18 protein-coding genes and 4 pseudogenes are annotated in these 17,399 nt (G+C 60.7%); 14 read left to right on the forward strand and 8 right to left on the reverse strand.

The window, feature by feature from the left end:
• The first annotated feature begins 824 nt into the window (after positions 1 to 824).
• Together WDN46_16595 and WDN46_16600 are read left to right on the forward strand one after the other, a co-directional pair.
• Positions 825 to 1,556, forward strand: a complete 732-nt coding sequence (locus WDN46_16595) for a hypothetical protein (GenBank protein ID MEJ0094975.1) — start codon at positions 825 to 827, stop codon at positions 1,554 to 1,556.
• 500 nt (positions 1,557 to 2,056) lie between these two features.
• Entirely contained in the window at positions 2,057 to 2,806 is a 750-nt protein-coding gene (locus WDN46_16600; GenBank protein ID MEJ0094976.1) for a hypothetical protein, read from the forward strand.
• Here WDN46_16600 and WDN46_16605 read toward each other — a convergent pair.
• Complete coding sequence (locus WDN46_16605) at positions 2,765 to 3,358, reverse strand: IS5 family transposase (GenBank protein ID MEJ0094977.1); 594 nt, start codon at positions 3,356 to 3,358, stop codon at positions 2,765 to 2,767. The two genes, WDN46_16600 and WDN46_16605, sit on opposite strands and share 42 nt — an antisense overlap.
• Positions 3,259 to 3,546, reverse strand: a pseudogene (locus tag WDN46_16610) (IS5 family transposase). The gene WDN46_16605 and the pseudogene WDN46_16610 overlap by 100 nt, the downstream one beginning before the upstream one ends.
• Before the next feature lie 113 nt (positions 3,547 to 3,659).
• On the opposite strand from WDN46_16610, the gene WDN46_16615 reads away from it, so the two are divergent.
• From WDN46_16615 to WDN46_16640, 6 genes and pseudogenes are all read left to right on the forward strand, one after another.
• On the forward strand, positions 3,660 to 4,097 hold the full coding sequence (locus WDN46_16615; protein MEJ0094978.1) for a hypothetical protein: 438 nt from the start codon (positions 3,660 to 3,662) through the stop codon (positions 4,095 to 4,097).
• 68 nt (positions 4,098 to 4,165) lie between these two features.
• A pseudogene (locus WDN46_16620) lies at positions 4,166 to 4,303 on the forward strand (transposase).
• Positions 4,270 to 4,893, forward strand: coding sequence for an IS5 family transposase (locus WDN46_16625; protein ID MEJ0094979.1), 624 nt, complete (start codon positions 4,270 to 4,272; stop codon positions 4,891 to 4,893). The pseudogene WDN46_16620 and the gene WDN46_16625 overlap by 34 nt, the downstream one beginning before the upstream one ends.
• A 3-nt stretch (positions 4,894 to 4,896) precedes the next feature.
• Positions 4,897 to 5,490 (forward strand): site-specific integrase, encoded by a 594-nt coding sequence (locus tag WDN46_16630; protein ID MEJ0094980.1) that lies wholly within the window; start codon positions 4,897 to 4,899, stop codon positions 5,488 to 5,490.
• The gene (locus WDN46_16635; protein ID MEJ0094981.1) at positions 5,487 to 6,542 is read left to right on the forward strand and encodes a hypothetical protein; all 1,056 of its coding nucleotides are present in this window, start codon (positions 5,487 to 5,489) and stop codon (positions 6,540 to 6,542) included. Before WDN46_16630 ends, WDN46_16635 begins: the two co-directional genes overlap by 4 nt.
• 110 nt (positions 6,543 to 6,652) lie before the next feature.
• The gene (locus WDN46_16640; GenBank protein MEJ0094982.1) at positions 6,653 to 7,159 is read left to right on the forward strand and encodes a zinc ribbon domain-containing protein; all 507 of its coding nucleotides are present in this window, start codon (positions 6,653 to 6,655) and stop codon (positions 7,157 to 7,159) included.
• A gap of 96 nt (positions 7,160 to 7,255) precedes the next feature.
• Here the strand turns inward: WDN46_16640 and WDN46_16645 are convergent.
• Positions 7,256 to 8,333, reverse strand: a pseudogene (locus WDN46_16645) (IS5 family transposase).
• A 150-nt stretch (positions 8,334 to 8,483) separates the two neighbouring features.
• On the opposite strand from WDN46_16645, the pseudogene WDN46_16650 reads away from it, so the two are divergent.
• Together WDN46_16650 and WDN46_16655 are read left to right on the forward strand one after the other, a co-directional pair.
• Positions 8,484 to 8,803 (forward strand): annotated as a pseudogene (locus WDN46_16650) (transposase).
• Between the two features lie 169 nt (positions 8,804 to 8,972).
• A complete protein-coding gene (locus tag WDN46_16655) occupies positions 8,973 to 9,323 on the forward strand; it encodes a hypothetical protein (GenBank protein ID MEJ0094983.1) in 351 nt (116 codons plus the stop codon).
• 83 nt (positions 9,324 to 9,406) lie between these two features.
• On the opposite strand, the gene WDN46_16660 is transcribed toward WDN46_16655, so the two are convergent.
• The gene (locus WDN46_16660) at positions 9,407 to 9,688 is read right to left on the reverse strand and encodes a DUF6527 family protein (GenBank protein MEJ0094984.1); all 282 of its coding nucleotides are present in this window, start codon (positions 9,686 to 9,688) and stop codon (positions 9,407 to 9,409) included.
• 185 nt (positions 9,689 to 9,873) lie between these two features.
• On the opposite strand from WDN46_16660, the gene WDN46_16665 reads away from it, so the two are divergent.
• Positions 9,874 to 10,308, forward strand: coding sequence for a BREX system ATP-binding domain-containing protein (locus WDN46_16665; protein MEJ0094985.1), 435 nt, complete (start codon positions 9,874 to 9,876; stop codon positions 10,306 to 10,308).
• Between the two features lie 7 nt (positions 10,309 to 10,315).
• On the forward strand, positions 10,316 to 12,580 hold the full coding sequence (locus WDN46_16670) for a DEAD/DEAH box helicase (protein ID MEJ0094986.1): 2,265 nt from the start codon (positions 10,316 to 10,318) through the stop codon (positions 12,578 to 12,580).
• Positions 12,581 to 13,054: 474 nt separating this feature from the next.
• Here the strand turns inward: WDN46_16670 and WDN46_16675 are convergent, their stop codons facing one another.
• From WDN46_16675 to WDN46_16690, 4 genes are read right to left on the reverse strand one after another with little or no spacing between them, the layout of a single operon-like run.
• Positions 13,055 to 13,306 (reverse strand): hypothetical protein, encoded by a 252-nt coding sequence (locus WDN46_16675; protein MEJ0094987.1) that lies wholly within the window; start codon positions 13,304 to 13,306, stop codon positions 13,055 to 13,057.
• Entirely contained in the window at positions 13,303 to 14,193 is an 891-nt protein-coding gene (locus WDN46_16680; GenBank protein MEJ0094988.1) for a hypothetical protein, read from the reverse strand. Before WDN46_16680 ends, WDN46_16675 begins: the two co-directional genes overlap by 4 nt.
• A 21-nt stretch (positions 14,194 to 14,214) precedes the next feature.
• Positions 14,215 to 14,952 (reverse strand): tyrosine-type recombinase/integrase, encoded by a 738-nt coding sequence (locus WDN46_16685; protein ID MEJ0094989.1) that lies wholly within the window; start codon positions 14,950 to 14,952, stop codon positions 14,215 to 14,217.
• 42 nt (positions 14,953 to 14,994) lie between these two features.
• A complete protein-coding gene (locus WDN46_16690) occupies positions 14,995 to 15,138 on the reverse strand; it encodes a hypothetical protein (GenBank protein ID MEJ0094990.1) in 144 nt (47 codons plus the stop codon).
• 1,074 nt (positions 15,139 to 16,212) lie between these two features.
• Here WDN46_16690 and hypA point away from each other — a divergent pair.
• Both hypA and hypB read left to right on the forward strand, forming a co-directional pair.
• Positions 16,213 to 16,554 carry a hydrogenase maturation nickel metallochaperone HypA gene (gene hypA, locus WDN46_16695; protein MEJ0094991.1) on the forward strand — a complete coding sequence of 114 codons (342 nt, stop codon included), beginning with the start codon at positions 16,213 to 16,215 and terminating at the stop codon, positions 16,552 to 16,554.
• Positions 16,554 to 17,393 (forward strand): hydrogenase nickel incorporation protein HypB, encoded by an 840-nt coding sequence (gene hypB / locus WDN46_16700; GenBank protein MEJ0094992.1) that lies wholly within the window; start codon positions 16,554 to 16,556, stop codon positions 17,391 to 17,393. Before hypA ends, hypB begins: the two co-directional genes overlap by 1 nt.
• The last annotated feature ends 6 nt before the right edge of the window (positions 17,394 to 17,399 follow it).

Below are 17,399 nucleotides of genomic sequence, written 5' to 3' on the forward strand. Positions count from 1 at the left end.
GGTTCTTGGGTCCGGTTGGCATTATCCCTCCTAACCTTAACGGAGAAGCTTTTTTATCGTAGTGAGCAATATTCCCGGCCAAAAATTTGAATGGCCTCTTCCCGCGTGCGCCCCGGCTTTTAGTCGGAGAACTACGTTCGTTTGTGGATCGTCGGACCAGCCTTGTACTCTTTCGTAATTTCGTTGGAGCCCGAGTCGGAATTTTCTTCTTCATCTGGCACAGCAGCATCCTAGCGATTTGCGGTAGTGTCTCAGTTTGAAATTTGAGGGTGTCGACACCGTCTCGCGCAGGGCCGATCTCCTCGCTTAGGGTAAAGCAGAAGGGGGCGCACTTGGAGCCAATGGCTGATATTTTAGGTGAGACGAAGCGATACCCCGAGGAGGCCATGCAGACGCTCGCGCTGTTAACGCAGCCGAAAGTATCTCGCCTCGGGTCCAGCGAAAAATCATCCCACGCCTGGAATGCCTGCGTCGCTGATCACCCGGCATTGCCGAGGCACAACTGCGTCGCGCCATTTGGAGGCCGTGTACATTCTTGAACGGCGCAGCGGAGGGCAAGTTGGTATTTATCAGCAAACCCCCAAATTCAACGCGGTGGCTGTCGGGTGGCTACCCGGCGAAATGAATGAAAACTAAGGTTACGGACATAAATCAATTATGTTATGTGTTTCAATGAGTTAAATTGGCCCGACAGAAGTGATTCGAATCCCTGGCCTCTGCCTTCGGAGGGCAAAGCGGCCTTTTCTCTTCGGCAAACGTTTGTGCGTTCTGCTCGAATAGGGGTGCGGGTAGAAAAAGGTGTTTGATGAGACCGGAGGTGGTGCATGAGGCGGCAAGTCGATTTAGCTCCAAAACCCCGTGTGCTGGCGGCCGCATATGGGCAAGTCAATTTCGAGCAGATCGCCGCCGCCGTCGGCGTGCAGGTCGAGGAGATCAATAAGCATGCGACGCTGTTCGAAGCGGCGGCCCGTTGGTATCGGCTCGACAGCGCCCGGCTAGCCCGCACCCCTCCATCCAGCTTGCGCCGGAAGCTCGATCAAATTGCGAAGAGCGGCCGCCGGCTCTTGAAGAGCCTCGGCGTCGTCGATCTCGATGAGGCAGTCGACGGTCCTGGCGATCCTGAGATTTTCGACGCCCTGATTTTGCTGGGCGAGCGCGATACGACGCCGGTCATGCAAGCGACAGGGCGAGTCGCCCGTTTGGTGGAGATCGTGGAAGCCGCCGCAGCCGCAGCCGAATTGAGCCGGCGCGCTGAACAGGCGGCTACCGAGGCCGCAGAAGTCGGAAAGATGATGGTGGAGGAAGGCAATTCCGGCGATGTTGCGATCAACGACTGGGTGGCTGCGATGATGAGCGTCCATCGCATTATCACCGGGAAGGAGCCCGCAACCTCCGTCGGGGGACCCGACCGACCTGACGAGGGGATATCCGGAGGCCCCTTTATTCGCTTCCTCGCCGCAGCGAGCGAGCCCTTGCAACTGGAACTGGAACTTTTCGAGGACGCCTGGCGCAGCCGGACGCGCACCGTGCTGAGGGGCGCGTCTCCGCAAGATTGACAACGATTTGGCCATGCGAGCGTCGCCCGACCGCCCCAGTAGCGTGTCGAGATGCAGACCCGTGGCGCAACAACATCCCTAACGAATCAGACGTCGGCGACGGATGCGCTGATCGCCCTCGTGCGCCTGCTGGCGCGGCAGACGGCTCGCGAATGTCTGGGCCAGACGCCGGCGCCCCCTGAAACCACGAACGACGTCGACCGCAGGGCGGCAAGCGACGCCAGCCCGCGAACATTAGCACGCCAGCGAAATCGCTCGCCTGCCCGCAGTCTTGGTGAGGACGGCGTGGCGTCGGAGCGCCGCCCGGTCGCTCGCGCCAACCCTAACGCAGCAAAATGAGATCAACGTTGAAATCAAAAGAAAAAATGGAAGCCTAAGGCAGTATCGGGAAACCGTTATCAACGTAATCGTTCCATCTACGTTATGATATGTTTCCCGAATGGATCAGTTTCAACGGGGTCTTTTCGCCGCTTCGTCAATTATGAGACTTGGACGTAAAAATGACTACCCTGAATACCAAGACGAATACATTGGCGGACGTGCTCGCAATTGTGGCTTCGGCCGACCTCGATCCGGCTCGACGTCGTGACATGATCTCGGCGATCAATCGCCTCTGCGAAATGGCCGGCCGCTCGCCGTCGGGCATCCCGGCCGACGCTTGCGCATTGCGGGCGGAATTGCGCAAGATCCGACCGGCGAAGTTTGGAGTCAGCGCCAAGACGTTCTCAAACCAGAGAAGCCTCGTTGCGGCCGCCCTGCAGCAAGTCGGTGCGCTCGACGACATGGGGCGGGGATTGGTGGCGCGGCGTCACCCGGACTGGGCGCCGCTGCTGCAAGGCATAGGCGCGAACAGGCGGCTCGCCGAGGGCCTCGCCACATTCATGAACTGGTGCGCCATGAACGAAATCCCGCCCAATGCCGTGACCGACGATTCCGTGCAGCGGTTCTCGATCTGGTTGGAGACGCGCACACATTGCCCCAAGCCCCGCGATATCGTGCGCAGAGCGCCACTTCTTTGGAACGAGGCCGCCGCGACGGTCGAAGGCTGGCCGAAGACCAAGCTGTCGCGGATCTCCTTCCGAGCGCCGCGCAAGCGGCTCGGCTGGGACGATCTCAGCGAGAGCTTCCGAGCCGACGCCGAGGCCTATCTCGCCAGCCGCGCCGATGTGGACCTGTTTGACGAGGCCGCCGCGGCCCCGCGGCGGCCTCTAGGTCATCGACTCATTAAAGCGCAACCAGATGCGGATTGAGGCGAGCTTGACCCCGGCGAGGAAATTATCGGCTCGCTTGTCATAGCGCGTGGCGACGGCGCGATAGTGCTTGATCTTGTTGAAGAAGCGCTCGACGAGATTTCTGTAGCGATAAAGATAGGAACTGAACGGCGGGACGTTCCTGCGGTTCGGCATCGGCTTGATGTTGGCCCATGCGCCGCGAGCGTCGAGGCTCTGGCGCAGCGCGTCGCTGTCATAGGCGCGGTCGGCCAGAAGGATCTGCCCCTGGACAAGCGCGTCCAGCATGTCGGAGGCGCTGCGTCCGTCATGCGCCTGGCCTTCGGTCAGCTTCAGGTCGATCGGCAAGCCTTCGGCGTCGACAAGCGCGTGGATCTTTGTCGTCAGGCCGCCGCGCGAGCGACCCATGCAACGGGATCCGTCGTCTTTTTTTGGGCGTTGGCGGCGTGCTGATGGACGCGGATGGAGGACGAGTCGATCATCTGGATGTCGCCGTCGTAAGCCTTTGACACTGTTTTGAGAATGCGATCCCAGACGCCGGCCTTGCGCCACCGGTTGAAACGATTGACGCAGGTCGTGTGCGGACCATAGCGCTCCGGAATATCCGCCCAGGGCGCGCCAGTCCGCAAGCGCCAGAATATCCCGTTCAGCACACGCCTGTCGTCAACGCGCGGAACGCCCCGCGGCTTGTTTGGCAGAAGCGGCTCGATCACCGACCATTCGAAATCCGTCAGATCAAACCGCGCCATCTCAACCTCCATGATCGGAAGATTGAATCACGCAACGGCCGATTCGGGAATCCTGATAATGGGTCTAGGACCTAGCGCCGAGCACGCTGCGACAGCAACGTGAGCATCTGCGTCTGGCGGCGTCGGTGCTCGTCGAATCGGGGATCGATGCAGCGGACATCGCTTCACTCGCGGATCTTGTCGAGCGAGAGCGCTTCAAAACCATTCTGCGCCACTATCATGGGGCGCGGGACGGAAAACCGAGCGCCTTTGCCGTCGGCATCGCCAAAACGCTCATCCAGGCCGCCAAGCATCACGCGGGCGCGTCCGTGGAGCGGGTGGCCGAACTCAAGGCTCTCGCCGCCAAGTTGCCCGCTATCCCGTTCGATCTGACGGCGAAGAACAAGGCGCTCTTGCGCCAGCTCGAGTCGGAAGGGCTCCGCGCCAAGCTTCTGTTCCTCCCCGAAACAGTGCTCGCCAAAGCCGCTTCAGAAAAGGGAGCGCCTGGCCTGCCGTTCGTCGAGGCGCAAATCGCGATTGCGATCGACATCCAATTAGGCTCAGGACCTATTAAATTTGCCTGAGATGTGATTCCTGGTCTCCGCATGGGGAGGCTGGGATGAGTGATTTGTTTTTGTTGGGCGAGCGGCAGATGGCGCGGCTTGCGCCGCATTTTCCTCTGTCGCATGGCGTTCCGCGGGTTGACGACCGTCGGGTGGTCAGCGGAATCGTCTATGTGATCCGCAACGGCCTGCAATGGAAAGATGCGCCCAAGGATTACGGGCCGCACAAGACGCTTTACAATCGCTTCATCCGCTGGAGCCGGCTCGGCGTCTTCGACCGCATATTCGCCGCGCTCGCTGGCGAAGGTCCAAAGCCCGAGCGCATCATGATCGACGCCACGCATCTGAAGGCGCATCGCACAGCGGCGAGCCTGCTCAAAAAGGGGCTCTTCCCCGCCGTATCGGGCGCACGAAAGGCGGACTGAACTCGAAGCTCCACGTCGTTTGCGACGGCGCCGGCAAGCCCCTCGTCATGTTGCTCTCGGAGGGCCAGATGAGCGACCACAAGGGCGCGCGGCTGATGCTCAAGGCTTTACCGCCCGCTTCAATGTTGATCGCCGACAGGGGCTACGACAGCAACTGGTTCCGCGCCGCGCTGAAGGCCAGGGGCGTCGAGCCCTGCATCCCGCCAACCAGAAGCCGCAAGCTTCCCATTGCCTATGACAAGACGCTCTACCGCCAGCGTCACAAAATCGAGAACATGTTCGCCAAGCTCAAGGACTGGCGGCGCATCGCAACCCGCTATGATCGATGCGCCCACACCTTCTTCTCCGCCATCTGCATCGCAGCCGCCGTCCTCTTCTATCTCAATCAATGAGTCCTGAGCCTAGCCTGCGCTCTCCGACCCCAGAATCTGTACGCCTTGCATTGGCGCCGCCATTTCGTGGAGCCGGATGGGTCCAGGGGCCCATTGCTATTGCACATTCCCGCCGAGGAAACCAAGGCCAGGCGCCAGGATCTGACGGTCGAGATACCGGCGGATGTCGCACGGCGACTCCGTTGGTACCGGCGTCACCTACTGCCGCGCGTCGGCGCCGATCCAAACGAATTTCTGTTCGTCACGGAAAAGGGCTGCCCCAAACACCAAGGCACGCTCTCTCTCCAGATCACCGAAATGATCGAGAAGCACGTCGGAGTCCATATGACTGCGCACCAGTTCCGCCACTTCGCCGCGAGCGTCTATCTCGAGGCGAACCCCGAGGACCATCAGACGGCGCAGGCGATTCTTCACCATTCATCGGCCAAAACCACGCTGATCTATGCCGGTTCCGGCAGCCGCCGCGCCAGCCGGGCCTACGCGAAACATCTCTTCGGACAGCGCGAGAAGCTCCAGCTGGCGCGCCCCGGCAAGAAAGCCGGAGCGAAACAGGCGATCAAGCGGATCGGGCGTCGCGAGGTGGGGGGCGCGTCATGAAACATCTCCCCGAATTGCAGTGGCCGGCCGCGGATCGTCAGGCGTTCGAGGCGGCCTTCAAGGGCGGTGATCTGTTCGACGAAACAAGCGGGGGTGGGGATCACCTCGCGGAGGGCACCCGAACCAGCATCCGCATGGGATACAGTCGCTGGCTGGGATTCCTGCACGCCGCTCACCCGGGCGACCTTCTAAGGCTGCCGGCCGATCGCATTTCCCTCGAACGCGTACGCGACTATGTCGCCCGCCTCAGCCTGGACATGGTTCCTTCCTCGGTCGCGCAGATGATCCATAGCCTTTGCTATTCGGCCCGCCTGATCGCCGGCGAACGCGACTGGGGATGGCTCGCCGCGATCAAAGGCCGCCTCCTCACCCGCGCGCGGCCGGCCGACCGCTTTGACCGGCTGGCGCCGCCCTGTCAGACGCTCGACTTCGGCATCGAACTGATGGACAAGGCTCTCACCATGGCGGCGACCAGCCGCAGAACGCGCGAACTGCAATACCGGGATGGGCTGATCCTCCCCCTGCTCAGCCTCTGGCCGATCCGGCGACGAAGTCTCGCGGCCCTGACGGTCGATCGGCACATCGAGATCGACGGCGGCGACATCAACCTGCTTCTGCATCCCGCTGACACGAAGTCCGGGCGCTCTGAGAGCTTTCCCGTACCAGCGGCGCTTGCCCCTTATATGAAACGCTATCTTAAAGAGATACGGCCGCGTCTCCTCGGGTCTCGCCCGAATGACGGATTGTGGGTCTCGCACAGGCGTGGCGCTTTGTCGGCCGGCCGCCTTTATGACATCGCCCGGGCGCATCTCATGAAGCGGTTCGGCAGGGACATGTGTCTGCACGATTTCCGGCGATCGGCCGCCACCTATCTGGCGATGGACGCTCCCGAGCGGATCGGCCTCATCCCCGGCCTACTGCAGCACGCTTCGCCCGAGGTCGGCGAGCGACATTACAATCTGGCCAATGGGATCAAAGCGAGCCAGCGGCTTGCCCAGAATCGGGCCTTGATGAAAAACAGGCTGCGGTCCCTGGCGGCGAACGCAGTTTAGCTTGGCAGTTTAGTTTGAATGACAGTAAGGATCCAGCGACGGGACGGCGGGTTTCGCGGCTCAATCCGTCTGAGGAGTGGATTTGTCACGATGCCCCTGACCTGCGCATCGTGGACGATGATCTCTGGAACCGCGTCCAGACGCGGCTCGGCGCCATTAGGACCAGCGGCCCGGTCGTCAAGGCGCGCGCGACCGAGTTCTGGACCCGCCGGCGGCCTCGCCATCTCCTGACTGGAAAAGCGGTTTGCGGCGTTTGCGGCGGGGCAGCCGCGCCAATCGGCAAAGACTATATCGCCTGCTCCGCCGCCCGGAGGCAAGGAACATGCGTCAATCGCGCGAGCGTTCGTCGAAGCGAAATCGACAGCTGGATTATCGACGCTCTGCAGCGCCAGCTGCTGGCGCTCGATCTCGTCGAGGAGTTTGTCCGGGCCTTCAACAAGGAGATCAATCAAGGCCGTCGCGATCGCGATACACGGCGCGAAGCGCTCGCGCGGGAACAGAAGGATCTCGAGCGTCGGATCGATAACCTGCTCGACGCCGTCGCTTCCGGGGATCTAAGAGGTCCGACCGTTCAGACGAAGCTGGACGCTTCTATTCAACAGCCTCCGTTGCCCTAATTGGACGGGATTGATCGGATTCGACGTGGGCTTTCTCTGAAGAAAGGCTCCTGGTCGACGTTTTGTTTTGTGCCGTCAGCGGCGGCATTGAAGGCGCTAGGCCAGGGCGATGCGCCGCAGGAACAGCAATCTTTTGATGTTGTAGACGAGGTTCGCCATTCCGATCTTCACTTTCGCCCGGGCGATCCCGATGGTGCGGATGAATAAGTCCATCCGGTCCTTTTGCTCGGCGAAGACATGCTCGACCTTGGATCGGACTTTCGATTTGGCGTTGTTCGCCCGGGAGAGAGCCTCTGGCATGGCGCAGCCCTTCGGCTTCTTGCGATGAACGTGGCTGACGAAGCCGTTCTTTTCCATGAACTCTTCGTTGGCTTTCGAGCGATAGGCTGTGTCCGCCCGGACTGCGCTCGCCGTGTTGGTCTTGTCGAGAAGTCCTTCACGGAGGCGCCGGCCTTCATAGGCGGCGGCGTCTGTCGCGCTCCATTTGCGAATAAAGCCGAAGCCGCGATCAATAGATGTGGTTTTGATAGCCGAAGATAGGAATCGCCAGATCGACCGGCGGCGTCGAGCCATCCTCGCGCAGCTTGGCCTTAGTGAACTTGACCGTCCAACGCGCCTCGCGATCCTTCTGGCGCAGTTTCGCGGGCTTGTCCTTCCAGTCCGTCCGGGACCCGCCCTTCCTTGATCGCCGCCTTCTCTTCAATGGTGTTGCGTTGCGTGGCGCGGCGATCAGGCTCGCATCAACGATCTGACCCGACATGGCGATGTAGCCGGATTGCCGAAGCGTCGCATCGAAACGCTCAAACAAAGGCCCAATGGCGCCGGCTTTCGTCAGTTTCTCCCGGAACAGCCAAATCGTCCGCGCGTCGGGGATGCGATCTGATAATCCAACTCCGAGAAAACGCATGAACGACAGGCGATCATTGATCAGGAACTCGGCGCGTTCGTCCGAGAGATTGTTCGTCGCCTGAATGACGAGGATTTTGAACATCATGACCGGATCGAATGGCGGACGCCCGCCTTGCGCACCATCGGAATAAGAAAGCGCCGCGACTAGGCCAGGGCGGAACATCTCGAAATCCACCGCCGCACGGAACGCCTCGAGCTGGTCCCCAAGATCGCTCAGCCGCCGCAAACGATCATCGACGTCGAAAAATCCGGGCTGGCTTCGCATCGAATCACCTCCGATCCAACGGAGACGATGGAATCAAAAATCGCAGGAATTGGCGAGGTTTTTAGAAGCGTCCAGCTGGACGCGTCTCAAAACATATCGGTTGGCGATGATTTGTGATTCTCTTGCTGTGAGTGGCCAGGAGGCGGATCGATGCGGGGCGAGCCGGGATTTTTCGACGTCGATGATCGTTTGCGGCGGCTGAGCGATCTTGGGGACCAGCTTGAAGCTTTCAGCGCCGCGGTGGATTTCGAGGTGTTGCGCGCCGAGCTCCTTGCGGTGCTGGGCTATTCGGACGGCGTGCAAGGCGGCCGGCCGCCGTTCGATCCGGTGATGATGTTCAAAATTCTGTTCATCCAGGCCGCCAGCAGTCTGTCGGACGAGCGCGCCGGGTTTCTGATCAACGATCGCCTGTCGTTCATGCGGTTCTCGGCCTTCGCCTGCCGGATCGCGTTCCCGACGCCCGGACTTTAAACGCAGATGCTCATCCGCCTCATGGTGGACCGGAAATCTCGCGCCTTCACCCTGATCGTGTCGGCTGACGGGTCGAGAGCGTAGCTGTCGACGGGTGCGAAGACCTCTGGGCGGCAGTTCACGCGGGTCGGGCCCCGGCCCGCCGTTGCGAACCTGATCGCCCCGACCATGAGGCAACGGAAAGGCCACTTCCCGGCTGCCGGAGCTGGCGAGATCGGCCGAGAGGTTCGTGATGCGCTGGGCGACCAAGTGGTGGACCACGTCGCCCTCGCGCTGGATGCGTCCGCGCAGGGCCATCATGCTCGCCGGCAGGACAGCGCTCGGTTGGCCTCGAATACCTTCGTCCGGGCGACGAAGTTGGAGATGCACGTTTCGTCTTCCAGGGTCATGAAGAGCACGCCTTCAGGCATAGTATTTAAAGACGAGTGGCGAAGCCAGATTCTCCCAGCCGACGTGGCCGGCGAGCGGTCCATCGACGACATGCCTCCCGAGGCCGCCATTCGCGAAGGCGGTCAATAGCTTTCGTGGGGTCTGCGAAGCGGCAGCCTAACCATGCAACCCCGAAGTCCGCTAAGCCCGACGGCATGTGACCCTCGGGCTTATCATTGCGTTTTGCCGGATGCCCTGTCCCAGACGCGGCGCCAGAAGCTCGGTGCTGCTTTGGGTGGATGGGGCTGAACAGGAGGTTCGACCTTTGACGACTGCCCGTAGAAGCGCACTTTGGCGGCGCGATCACGACGACGCTCGGCTTCGACCTGCTCGTCGCACCAAGGGCCGGCTTCGATCACCTTGCCGCGGTCAATCACATAGTGTGACCTGCAATTCAGCGTCCAATTACCGATCGACGGACTTAGCGAGATTGTCTCGCCGTCGAGGTCGTCCACCCCATCCCGCCAGCCCCAACCGCGAAACCTGTCGGCCCTGATGTTGATCGACTCACGAAAATTCGCGCGGAGACGGAAAGCGTTTCGGCCATGCTGGCGAGCATCTTCACTGAGGCGGAACCCGAGCCGGAAGAGGCAACCCCTGCTTTTGACAGCCCGTTGACCGGCCTGGACAGCGAACACGCTTGGCCGAGAACTCCTTCGCCCGCGGCGGTCTCGTTGACATGTCCGGCCCGGTCATCCGGCTGCAGAGCCTGACGCCTGAAGAGATGCAGGTGCTCGTTGAGCGGTTGTGCCTGCTGTGGGCGGGTGGTGATCCAGAGCGCTTGCCCGTCCCGGATTCGGCTTTGAGTTCTTTTTTGGAGCACTGTTCCAAGAAGATCGGCGACGATTATTTCCGAACGCCTCGAAACACAATCAGGGCGTTCCTGGACCTGATGGCGATCCTCGAACAGAACCCAGGCGCCGAGTGGGCCACGCTTCTGGGCGCAATCGACATCACGTTTGACCGCCCAACGCCTCAGGCCGACATCGCCGACGAGCCCCGGGACGCAAAGTTGCCGGCAGCGGGGGCGATAGAGGGTGATGGTGATGATAGCCTAGCCACTTTCAGTCTCTGACGCGCGCATGTCCGCCTTTGACGGCCTGCACGAGAAGGTAAGGCGCTGGATCTGGCAGCAGGGCTGGGAAGGGCTGCGCGACGTTCAGGAACGGTCCATCCCGCACCTCCTCGTGGGTGAGCGAGACTTGATCATTATGGCCGCGACTGCTGGCGGGAAGACCGAGGCTGCGTTCTTGCCCATCGTATCCCGCCTTGCCACCGACGGAGGGGTGCGCGGCAGCGGCTTTCAGGCTATCTATATCAGGCCCATGCGAGCGCTGATCAACGACCAGTTCGGTCGCATGGAAAGCCTGTGCTCTGAGATGGACATCGAGGTGATTAAGTGCTACGGCGACGTGTCGGCCAGCATCAAGGCAAAGGCCAGCAAGAAACCCTCTGGCATTATGCTGATCACGCCGGAGTCTCTTGAGGCGATCCTGGTGCGGCGCGGCAAAGAGGTGTCCCGACTTTTCCGCGGGCTGTCCTACGTGGTTATCGATGAGATGCACGTCTTTCTTGACGACCCGCGCGGCAAGCAGTTGCAGTCCATCCTTCACCGCATTGACATCGCGGCCAACGTGAAGCCGATCAGGGTCGGTCTATCCGCCACTCTTGCAGACGAAGACGCCGCTCGTGCCTTCCTCCGACCATTGGAGTTAGGACGAGTTGACGTGCTTCCCCCGGGCCCTGGAGGGCCACAAATCAAGTTGCAACTGCGGGGCTACATCAAACCAGCCTTCAAGGTCCGAAAACCTCCAGCTGCGCCGTCTGAAGCTGGTGGTATGGCTGTTCCCGAAGACCCCGCAAGCATTGCCCTCACGAGGCACCTGTTCGAAACCCACCGCGGGCACCGCAGCCTGATTTTTGCCGGCTCGCGGCAGAACGTTGAGTTGACCACGGTCAGGCTAACTGAGATGACCGAAGCGATGGGAGTGCCGGATGAGTTCTTTGCTCACCATGGCAATCTCCCGCGCGAGCATCGTGAGCATACCGAGCGGCGGATGAAGGATAGGAGTCGACCGGCCTCCATCATCTGCACTACCACCTTGGAACTCGGGATCGACGTCGGCGATATCGAGGCAGTCGCGCAAATCGGCCCCGGCCACACAGTATCCGGGATGCGTCAACGGCTGGAGCGCTCCGGCCGTCGCCCAGGCCACGCCGCAGTAATGCGGGTTTACGTGACTGAATCCGAACTGGCGAACCAGACGCATCCGCTCGACGCGCTCCGACCCCAGACGGTCCAAGCAATCGCGATGATCAACCTCATGCTCAGGAGATGGAATGAGCCAGACGCGTCGCGCCTGCACCTTTCGACCCTGCTACATCAAGTGATGGCCCTGGTGGCCGAGCATGGCGGCGTCACCGCCGCAAGGGCTTGGGACGTCTTGGTCCGTTCGGGGACATTCACCGGAGTGGATATCGGCCTGTTCAAGACCCTGCTGCGCCGCATGGGGAACCCGGAAGTCGGCCTGTTGGAGCAGGCCCTGGATGGCACCCTGCTCCCGGGCCCCGCCGGCGAGCGCCTGCTCGAGGGCAGGGACATTTTCGCGGTGTTTATGTCCCCGGAAGAATACAAGGTCGTTGCCGAGGGTGGGCGCGCGGTCGGGCAGGTTCCGGGCGTGAACCCCTTCTCGCCAGGCCAGATGCTGATACTAGCCGGCAGGCGGTGGCGGGTCATCGAGGTCAACGGCCAACGCCGGGAACTGACTGTTCGACCGGCTCATGGAGGCGTGCCGCAGTCATTTGGAGGAGAGGCCCGACCTCTGGCCGACGGCGTCGTCGCGGAGATGCGTCGGTTTTGGGAGGATCTGACGTTGCCCGCTTTCGTTGATCCCACAGCCCAACGACTTGTCTCCGAGGCCCGCACAACCTACGACAGGCTTGGCCTTCGACACTCTTTGATCGCTCGGCACAAAGGACAGCTTCTCCTGTTCCCCTGGGTGGGCGAGAAGAAGCAGCAGGCGCTGGTGTTGGCTCTCACCAATGCCGATCTGGAGCCAGAGCCACTTGGCATCGCGATTGGCGTAGGCGTTGAACACAATGCCAGCCTGGAAAATGTCCTCGGGGCTTTGGCCTACGGTCATGTGCCCAGCGCCGTGGAACTGGCCGGAATGGTCAAAAACAAGGAGGTCGAGAAGTTCGACCCGTTCCTCGGCGATGAACTCTTGGATCAGGCGTGGGCACAAGACTGTCTGGATGTTTCATCCTTGCCTGAAATCGCGGAGCATTTGATCAAGTCGCTTCAAGCTGCGGAAGGTCGGGCATTTCAGTCGAGCTTATTAAGGTAAGCTCTCTTAGGAATCTGCACCCCACTATAGGGCCGTAGACATAGTCCTCATCATCGTCAGCCGTGCCGCCATCCGCGATAAACTTGGTAGCTTCAAACACATCCTGCCATGGCAACGCCACCCCGGCGGTCAAATCGGGACGGTAAGCGAGTTATGACGGAAGTGGTTGCGGGGGCAGGATTTGGACCTACGACCGGGGTGGTCAGTGAGCCTCGGGAGAGGGCGCAACTGCGCGACGAGCGCCCACAAGATCGGGTGCAGCTCCCAATCTACGCCCGACTTCGCCCCCGCCTGCTTGCAGAATCCTTACACCGGGGGTGGAAAAACGCTCTGGCGCTGCCCCCCATTGCCGGGCTTACGTCGTCGTCTGAGGCTCATTGGACCTAGCGCTGTCGTGTCAGCGGAGCCGTGTAGGGAGTCCGGATAAGAACCTAACCGTCTCGACGAAGTACGCCATGACAGTTCACGGCTTTATTAACGAGCGGCGCTTTTCACGATCTCGGCATATTGTCGCGCCGCCTGGACGCTGCTTGCGCGGTTATAGTGCTCTTCAGTTACCCTTCGGTCGGTATGTTGCAGGACGGCGCTGGCGAGGTTCGGGTTGTCTCCTGCGTAGGCATAAATCGCGGTAGCTGCGCAGGACCGAAACAGATGTGGGCTGACTTCGACACCGAGCGTCAGGAGAGTGGTCGCGGTTATCTCTTGCTCGACGCTGGAATAGCTCATGCGTTCGCCTGAGTTTGACGACAACCAAAGCGGGCCTGCGGTGCGTCCAGCGTATCGGCGGGGGACTGCCCGATGTCAGACATCGCGTCACTCTTCCTTCTCGCAACCGCCCTCAGCACAGGACGGTGGATCAAAAGATACGAAGCGATCGCGGCGTCGAGGTCGCGCGGCACGCGGCGTTCGTCCGGCCGACCGCTTTTGGTGTGCCTGCGATCGAGCACAATCCACCACCTCGATCCAATTCTGCGAAAACTGGTCTGCAGATCGAGGGCGGCGAAGTTCTTAAGACGGATCGGACAGAGCGCAAGAAGGGCGATCATCGCGCCGTTGCGGACCTGACGGGCTCGGCGCAGCGGCGTGAGGGTCGGGTTGTCGTTCGCCTCTTGCACGAGAGCGAGCCCGGCTTCAACGAGGCGATCAGGATCAACGATGCGATGGCTTTTTGAGAGGGGCTGCATCACCAGGACAAGGTCCTTCTCAATCTCCCCGAGCCACGCGAAGTCTCGTTCGGGCGCGAGCAATTCGGAGGCCCGTCGCACCTTATATATCGTACCGGCGAGAGTGACCGAGCCGATCCGCGATCGGAGCTCCTCTAGAAAACGCTCAATGTGGTCGGGGGTCACTTGCCCAGCGGCCGCAGCGTCCGGTTCAAAGCGACCGGTCCGCATCAGATGATCGACAAAATAACCATAACGGCGGGCGAGATCGCCCTGCGTAATGCGAGCCAGATGCGCGCCGGCGCCGCCCTTGCGGAGGCGGACGCCCGGCGCGATCGCGCGCGCCCAGGCTGCGCGGTCAGCAATCGACCATCGGCGATCGGCGCTGAGCGGATTTGCGGCGTTTGAGGACGGTGCGGCGGAGAGATGATCAGACGTCCTTCTCCACAAGAGGGTTGATTGGTCGCTAGTTTATGCATCGTCTTCCTCCTCCGCGCGCCGAGCGCGCAGATTGCGGACGAGATCGCCATAGACCTCGCTGGCGTGCGTGGTTTCCAGACCGATATAATTGCGGATCGTGACCTGCACGGTACGGTGGCCGAGAAGCAGGCGGACGAGCTCGTAATTACCCGGTTGGTGTTTTAGGATGATCGCCGCCGACAAATGGCGGAACTGATGAACGGTGAGGCGAAGGCCGATCGATTTCTCGATGCAGGCGGTGATCTGACAGCTCAGCGTCGCAAGACATTTGTGGTCGTCCCGTTCGCCCGGAAACAGCCATGAACCACCCGGGGGGTCGACCAGAGCAGGGCGATAGTTGAACAGATAGTCGTCGATCAGCGTCGTCAGTTCGGCGTCGAGGGGAAAGTCGAGAGTCACGCGGTTCTTGACGTCATAGCCGGGGAAAACGAGCCGGTAAGGCGCTTTTGGGCCGCCGCTGCGGATGAGATTTTCGCCGATGCGAATTTGCCGGAGGTTGGCGCGGCGAATCGGCGCGACATTGAGAATCCGGATCGCTGCCGCCATCTGGGCTCGCACCGCGGCCTTGACCGGAGCAGAATAGCCGGCCTCTTTGGCCTGACCCATGAGAAGGTGCGGTAGATGGTGCAGCGCCTTGTCCGTAGAGTTTGATTGAAGGGCGAAGGAAATGGAAATTGCCGCCTCGTGGACTCCTGAGGAAGGGAATTCCTTTGAGATCCCCGGGGTCAAGCTTAACGATTTTGCGGGAATTACCGCCAATGCCCATCACTCTCAGTCGTCCGGCGTCCGCCGCCCGCCAGATCTCTGAGATGGCGGCGTCCAATGCCCCTCCGCCACGACATTCAGTCCGGATTGCCAAAGCGTCGCGACCAGTTCCCCGTCCTCGACGCCCATATAGAGCAATTTGGCGATCATCTACCCCAAAACCGAAGTTCAGCACCGAACGGGGAACAGCCTGAGTTGGGACCCATATGCGAAGTTCACGCCGCGAATGAATAACCGCTTCGCGCCCAAGTCGAACGCCGGCGTAACTTTCGCAGCTGTCCGTAAGCGGCCTTTCCCCCGCTCATGGGAAACATTCACGTGCGCCTCTTAGTCGTAGACTCCAAAGTGTGGCTACCTACGCTGATCCGAGTCAGCCGCTTCGCCGCTGGCGTCCAGTTTAGCATCACTGAGTTTGTGAAATCTGAAGATAGATAGCCTTTGCGGAACGCCTTGACGCAACAATCAGAGCGTCTGGCAAGCCTTCTGACCAGCCAGCATCCGGCTGAGCGATGGCGTCGAAGGGGTGACCAGTGTCATTTGGCCGCAGCCAGTTTCAACCCGCGTGGTCAACGCCAGTCGATGTAGGGGACAGATTATCCCATCACATCGGGCGCGATCTCGACGCCGAACGGTCAGTCCTGATCGGACTCTCGTCGATCACCTAATAAGTGAAGCGCCGGAGCCATTGAGTTGTCGACGCAACGCTAACTTATGTTAGCATCACTAGCGGGTCAGCTTCCCATGACCACTGTAAATACCGGGTCGGCTTTTATGTTGCGAGCCCGCGGCGTCTCTGAAAGGCCTGTCTGTGGTTCGTGTTTGTGCTCCTCAAGCAGTTCGACATGACGTGGCGTGCCCGGTAGCTTACCCCGGCTGGGTATGACCATTTTAAGACGGCACCAAACTCTGCATCGCAACCCGATGGTCTGACCGTGAAGAGGTCACCTTCCCGCGTTGACCGCCTCCGCGACCGACCTACGACGTCTGACCGGATGAGGACTTGACAAAGCGCCTGACGCTTTGCTTCCGAATGTTTTGGCCTGCGCCTCGTTTGATTTCGATCAATGCGACTCCGTTTTTCAGCTCTATTCAAAGTGAACGCGTCCCGAACACTCCCGGGGTCGAGAAAGCGCCAAGACATGATCAGAGCGATTCACATCTGCCTCCCATCGATCCTTCGTGAGTTTTCCAATTTTGTTGGTTTTTCCACCTGCGGCGTCCGGCATGCATGAGTTGGCTTTCGCTCAGAGCTTGGTGGACATTGTCGAGGAAGAGGGCCGCGCGCAGGGTTTCTCCCGTGTGCGAAAAGTTCGCGTGAAAGTTGGCGCGTTGGGCCATGTCGAGCCGGACTCCCTGCGCTTTTGTTTCAGTGTGGTGAGTCAGGGCGCACTCGCCGAGGGCGCTCGCCTCGAGCTGGATATCGTGCCGGGCGAAGCCTGGTGCCCGCGATGCGATCGCAATGTTTCGATCGCCGCGCGCTACGATTTCTGCCCCGAATGTGGGCAAGGGCAGCTGGAGATGACCGCGGGCGATGAGCTTAGGCTGTCGGAACTGGAGGTCGAGTAATGTGCACAGTCTGTGGTTGCGGAACGGCGATAATCGAAAAGAATCACGCGTCCGACGAGCGTCACAAGCATCATCACTCAGATGGGCCGCATGATCTCGGTCACCGGATTCGCGACAGGATCGACTTCGGCGCCGGTCCAGCGGGACTCCATCTGACTGGGGCGAGCCAAGAGCGGATCATCCATCTCGAAAGAGATCTCCTTTCCAAGAACGACGGTTTCGCACACGTCAACAGAAATCGGTTGAAGGCTGCATCTGTCTTCGCCCTGAACCTCGTTTCCAGTCCCGGCTCCGGCAAGACATCGCTGTTGGTGCATACGATCGCAGATCTGTATGATCGCTTTCCCATCATCGTGATCGAAGGGGATCAACAGACATCCAACGACGCGGATCGAATTCGAGCGACGGGGGTGTCCGCTGTCCAAATCAACACGGGCAAGGGTTGCCATCTCGACGCCCACATGGTCGGTCACGCCCTTGATCGGCTTACGCTCGCGGCGGGTGGCCTGCTCTTCATCGAAAACGTCGGAAATCTCGTTTGCCCCGCGGCTTTCGATCTCGGCGAGGCCCACAAGATCGTCGTTTTGTCCGTGACGGAAGGTGAAGACAAACCTCTGAAATATCCCGACATGTTTGCTCAAAGTGACCTGATGCTTCTGAACAAGACAGATTTGCTTCCGCATCTAGATTTCGACATGACCGCTTGTCTCGAATACGCGCGGCGCGTCAATCCACGCATCGAAATCCTCCCGGTGTCGGCCCGAACCGGCGAAGGCCTGGACGCCTTCTACCGCTGGATCGAAGAGCATGCCCACGCCAGCCACGCAGCGACGCCATGATGCAGG

The organism is Methylocella sp., assembly GCA_037200525.1.
GTDB lineage: Bacteria > Pseudomonadota > Alphaproteobacteria > Rhizobiales > Beijerinckiaceae > Methylocapsa.

Coding starts and splice junctions, on each gene's coding strand:
- WDN46_16690 (MEJ0094990.1), bottom strand. CDS start 15,138: ATGATCGCCAAATTGCTCTATATGGGCGTCGAGGACGGGGAACTGGTC.
- WDN46_16675 (MEJ0094987.1), bottom strand. CDS start 13,306: ATGAGCTATTCCAGCGTCGAGCAAGAGATAACCGCGACCACTCTCCTG.
- WDN46_16635 (MEJ0094981.1), top strand. CDS start 5,487: ATGAAACATCTCCCCGAATTGCAGTGGCCGGCCGCGGATCGTCAGGCG.
- WDN46_16600 (MEJ0094976.1), top strand. CDS start 2,057: ATGACTACCCTGAATACCAAGACGAATACATTGGCGGACGTGCTCGCA.
- WDN46_16670 (MEJ0094986.1), top strand. CDS start 10,316: ATGTCCGCCTTTGACGGCCTGCACGAGAAGGTAAGGCGCTGGATCTGG.
- WDN46_16655 (MEJ0094983.1), top strand. CDS start 8,973: ATGAGGCAACGGAAAGGCCACTTCCCGGCTGCCGGAGCTGGCGAGATC.
- WDN46_16595 (MEJ0094975.1), top strand. CDS start 825: ATGAGGCGGCAAGTCGATTTAGCTCCAAAACCCCGTGTGCTGGCGGCC.
- WDN46_16625 (MEJ0094979.1), top strand. CDS start 4,270: ATGGAAAGATGCGCCCAAGGATTACGGGCCGCACAAGACGCTTTACAA.
- hypB (MEJ0094992.1), top strand. CDS start 16,554: ATGTGCACAGTCTGTGGTTGCGGAACGGCGATAATCGAAAAGAATCAC.
- hypA (MEJ0094991.1), top strand. CDS start 16,213: ATGCATGAGTTGGCTTTCGCTCAGAGCTTGGTGGACATTGTCGAGGAA.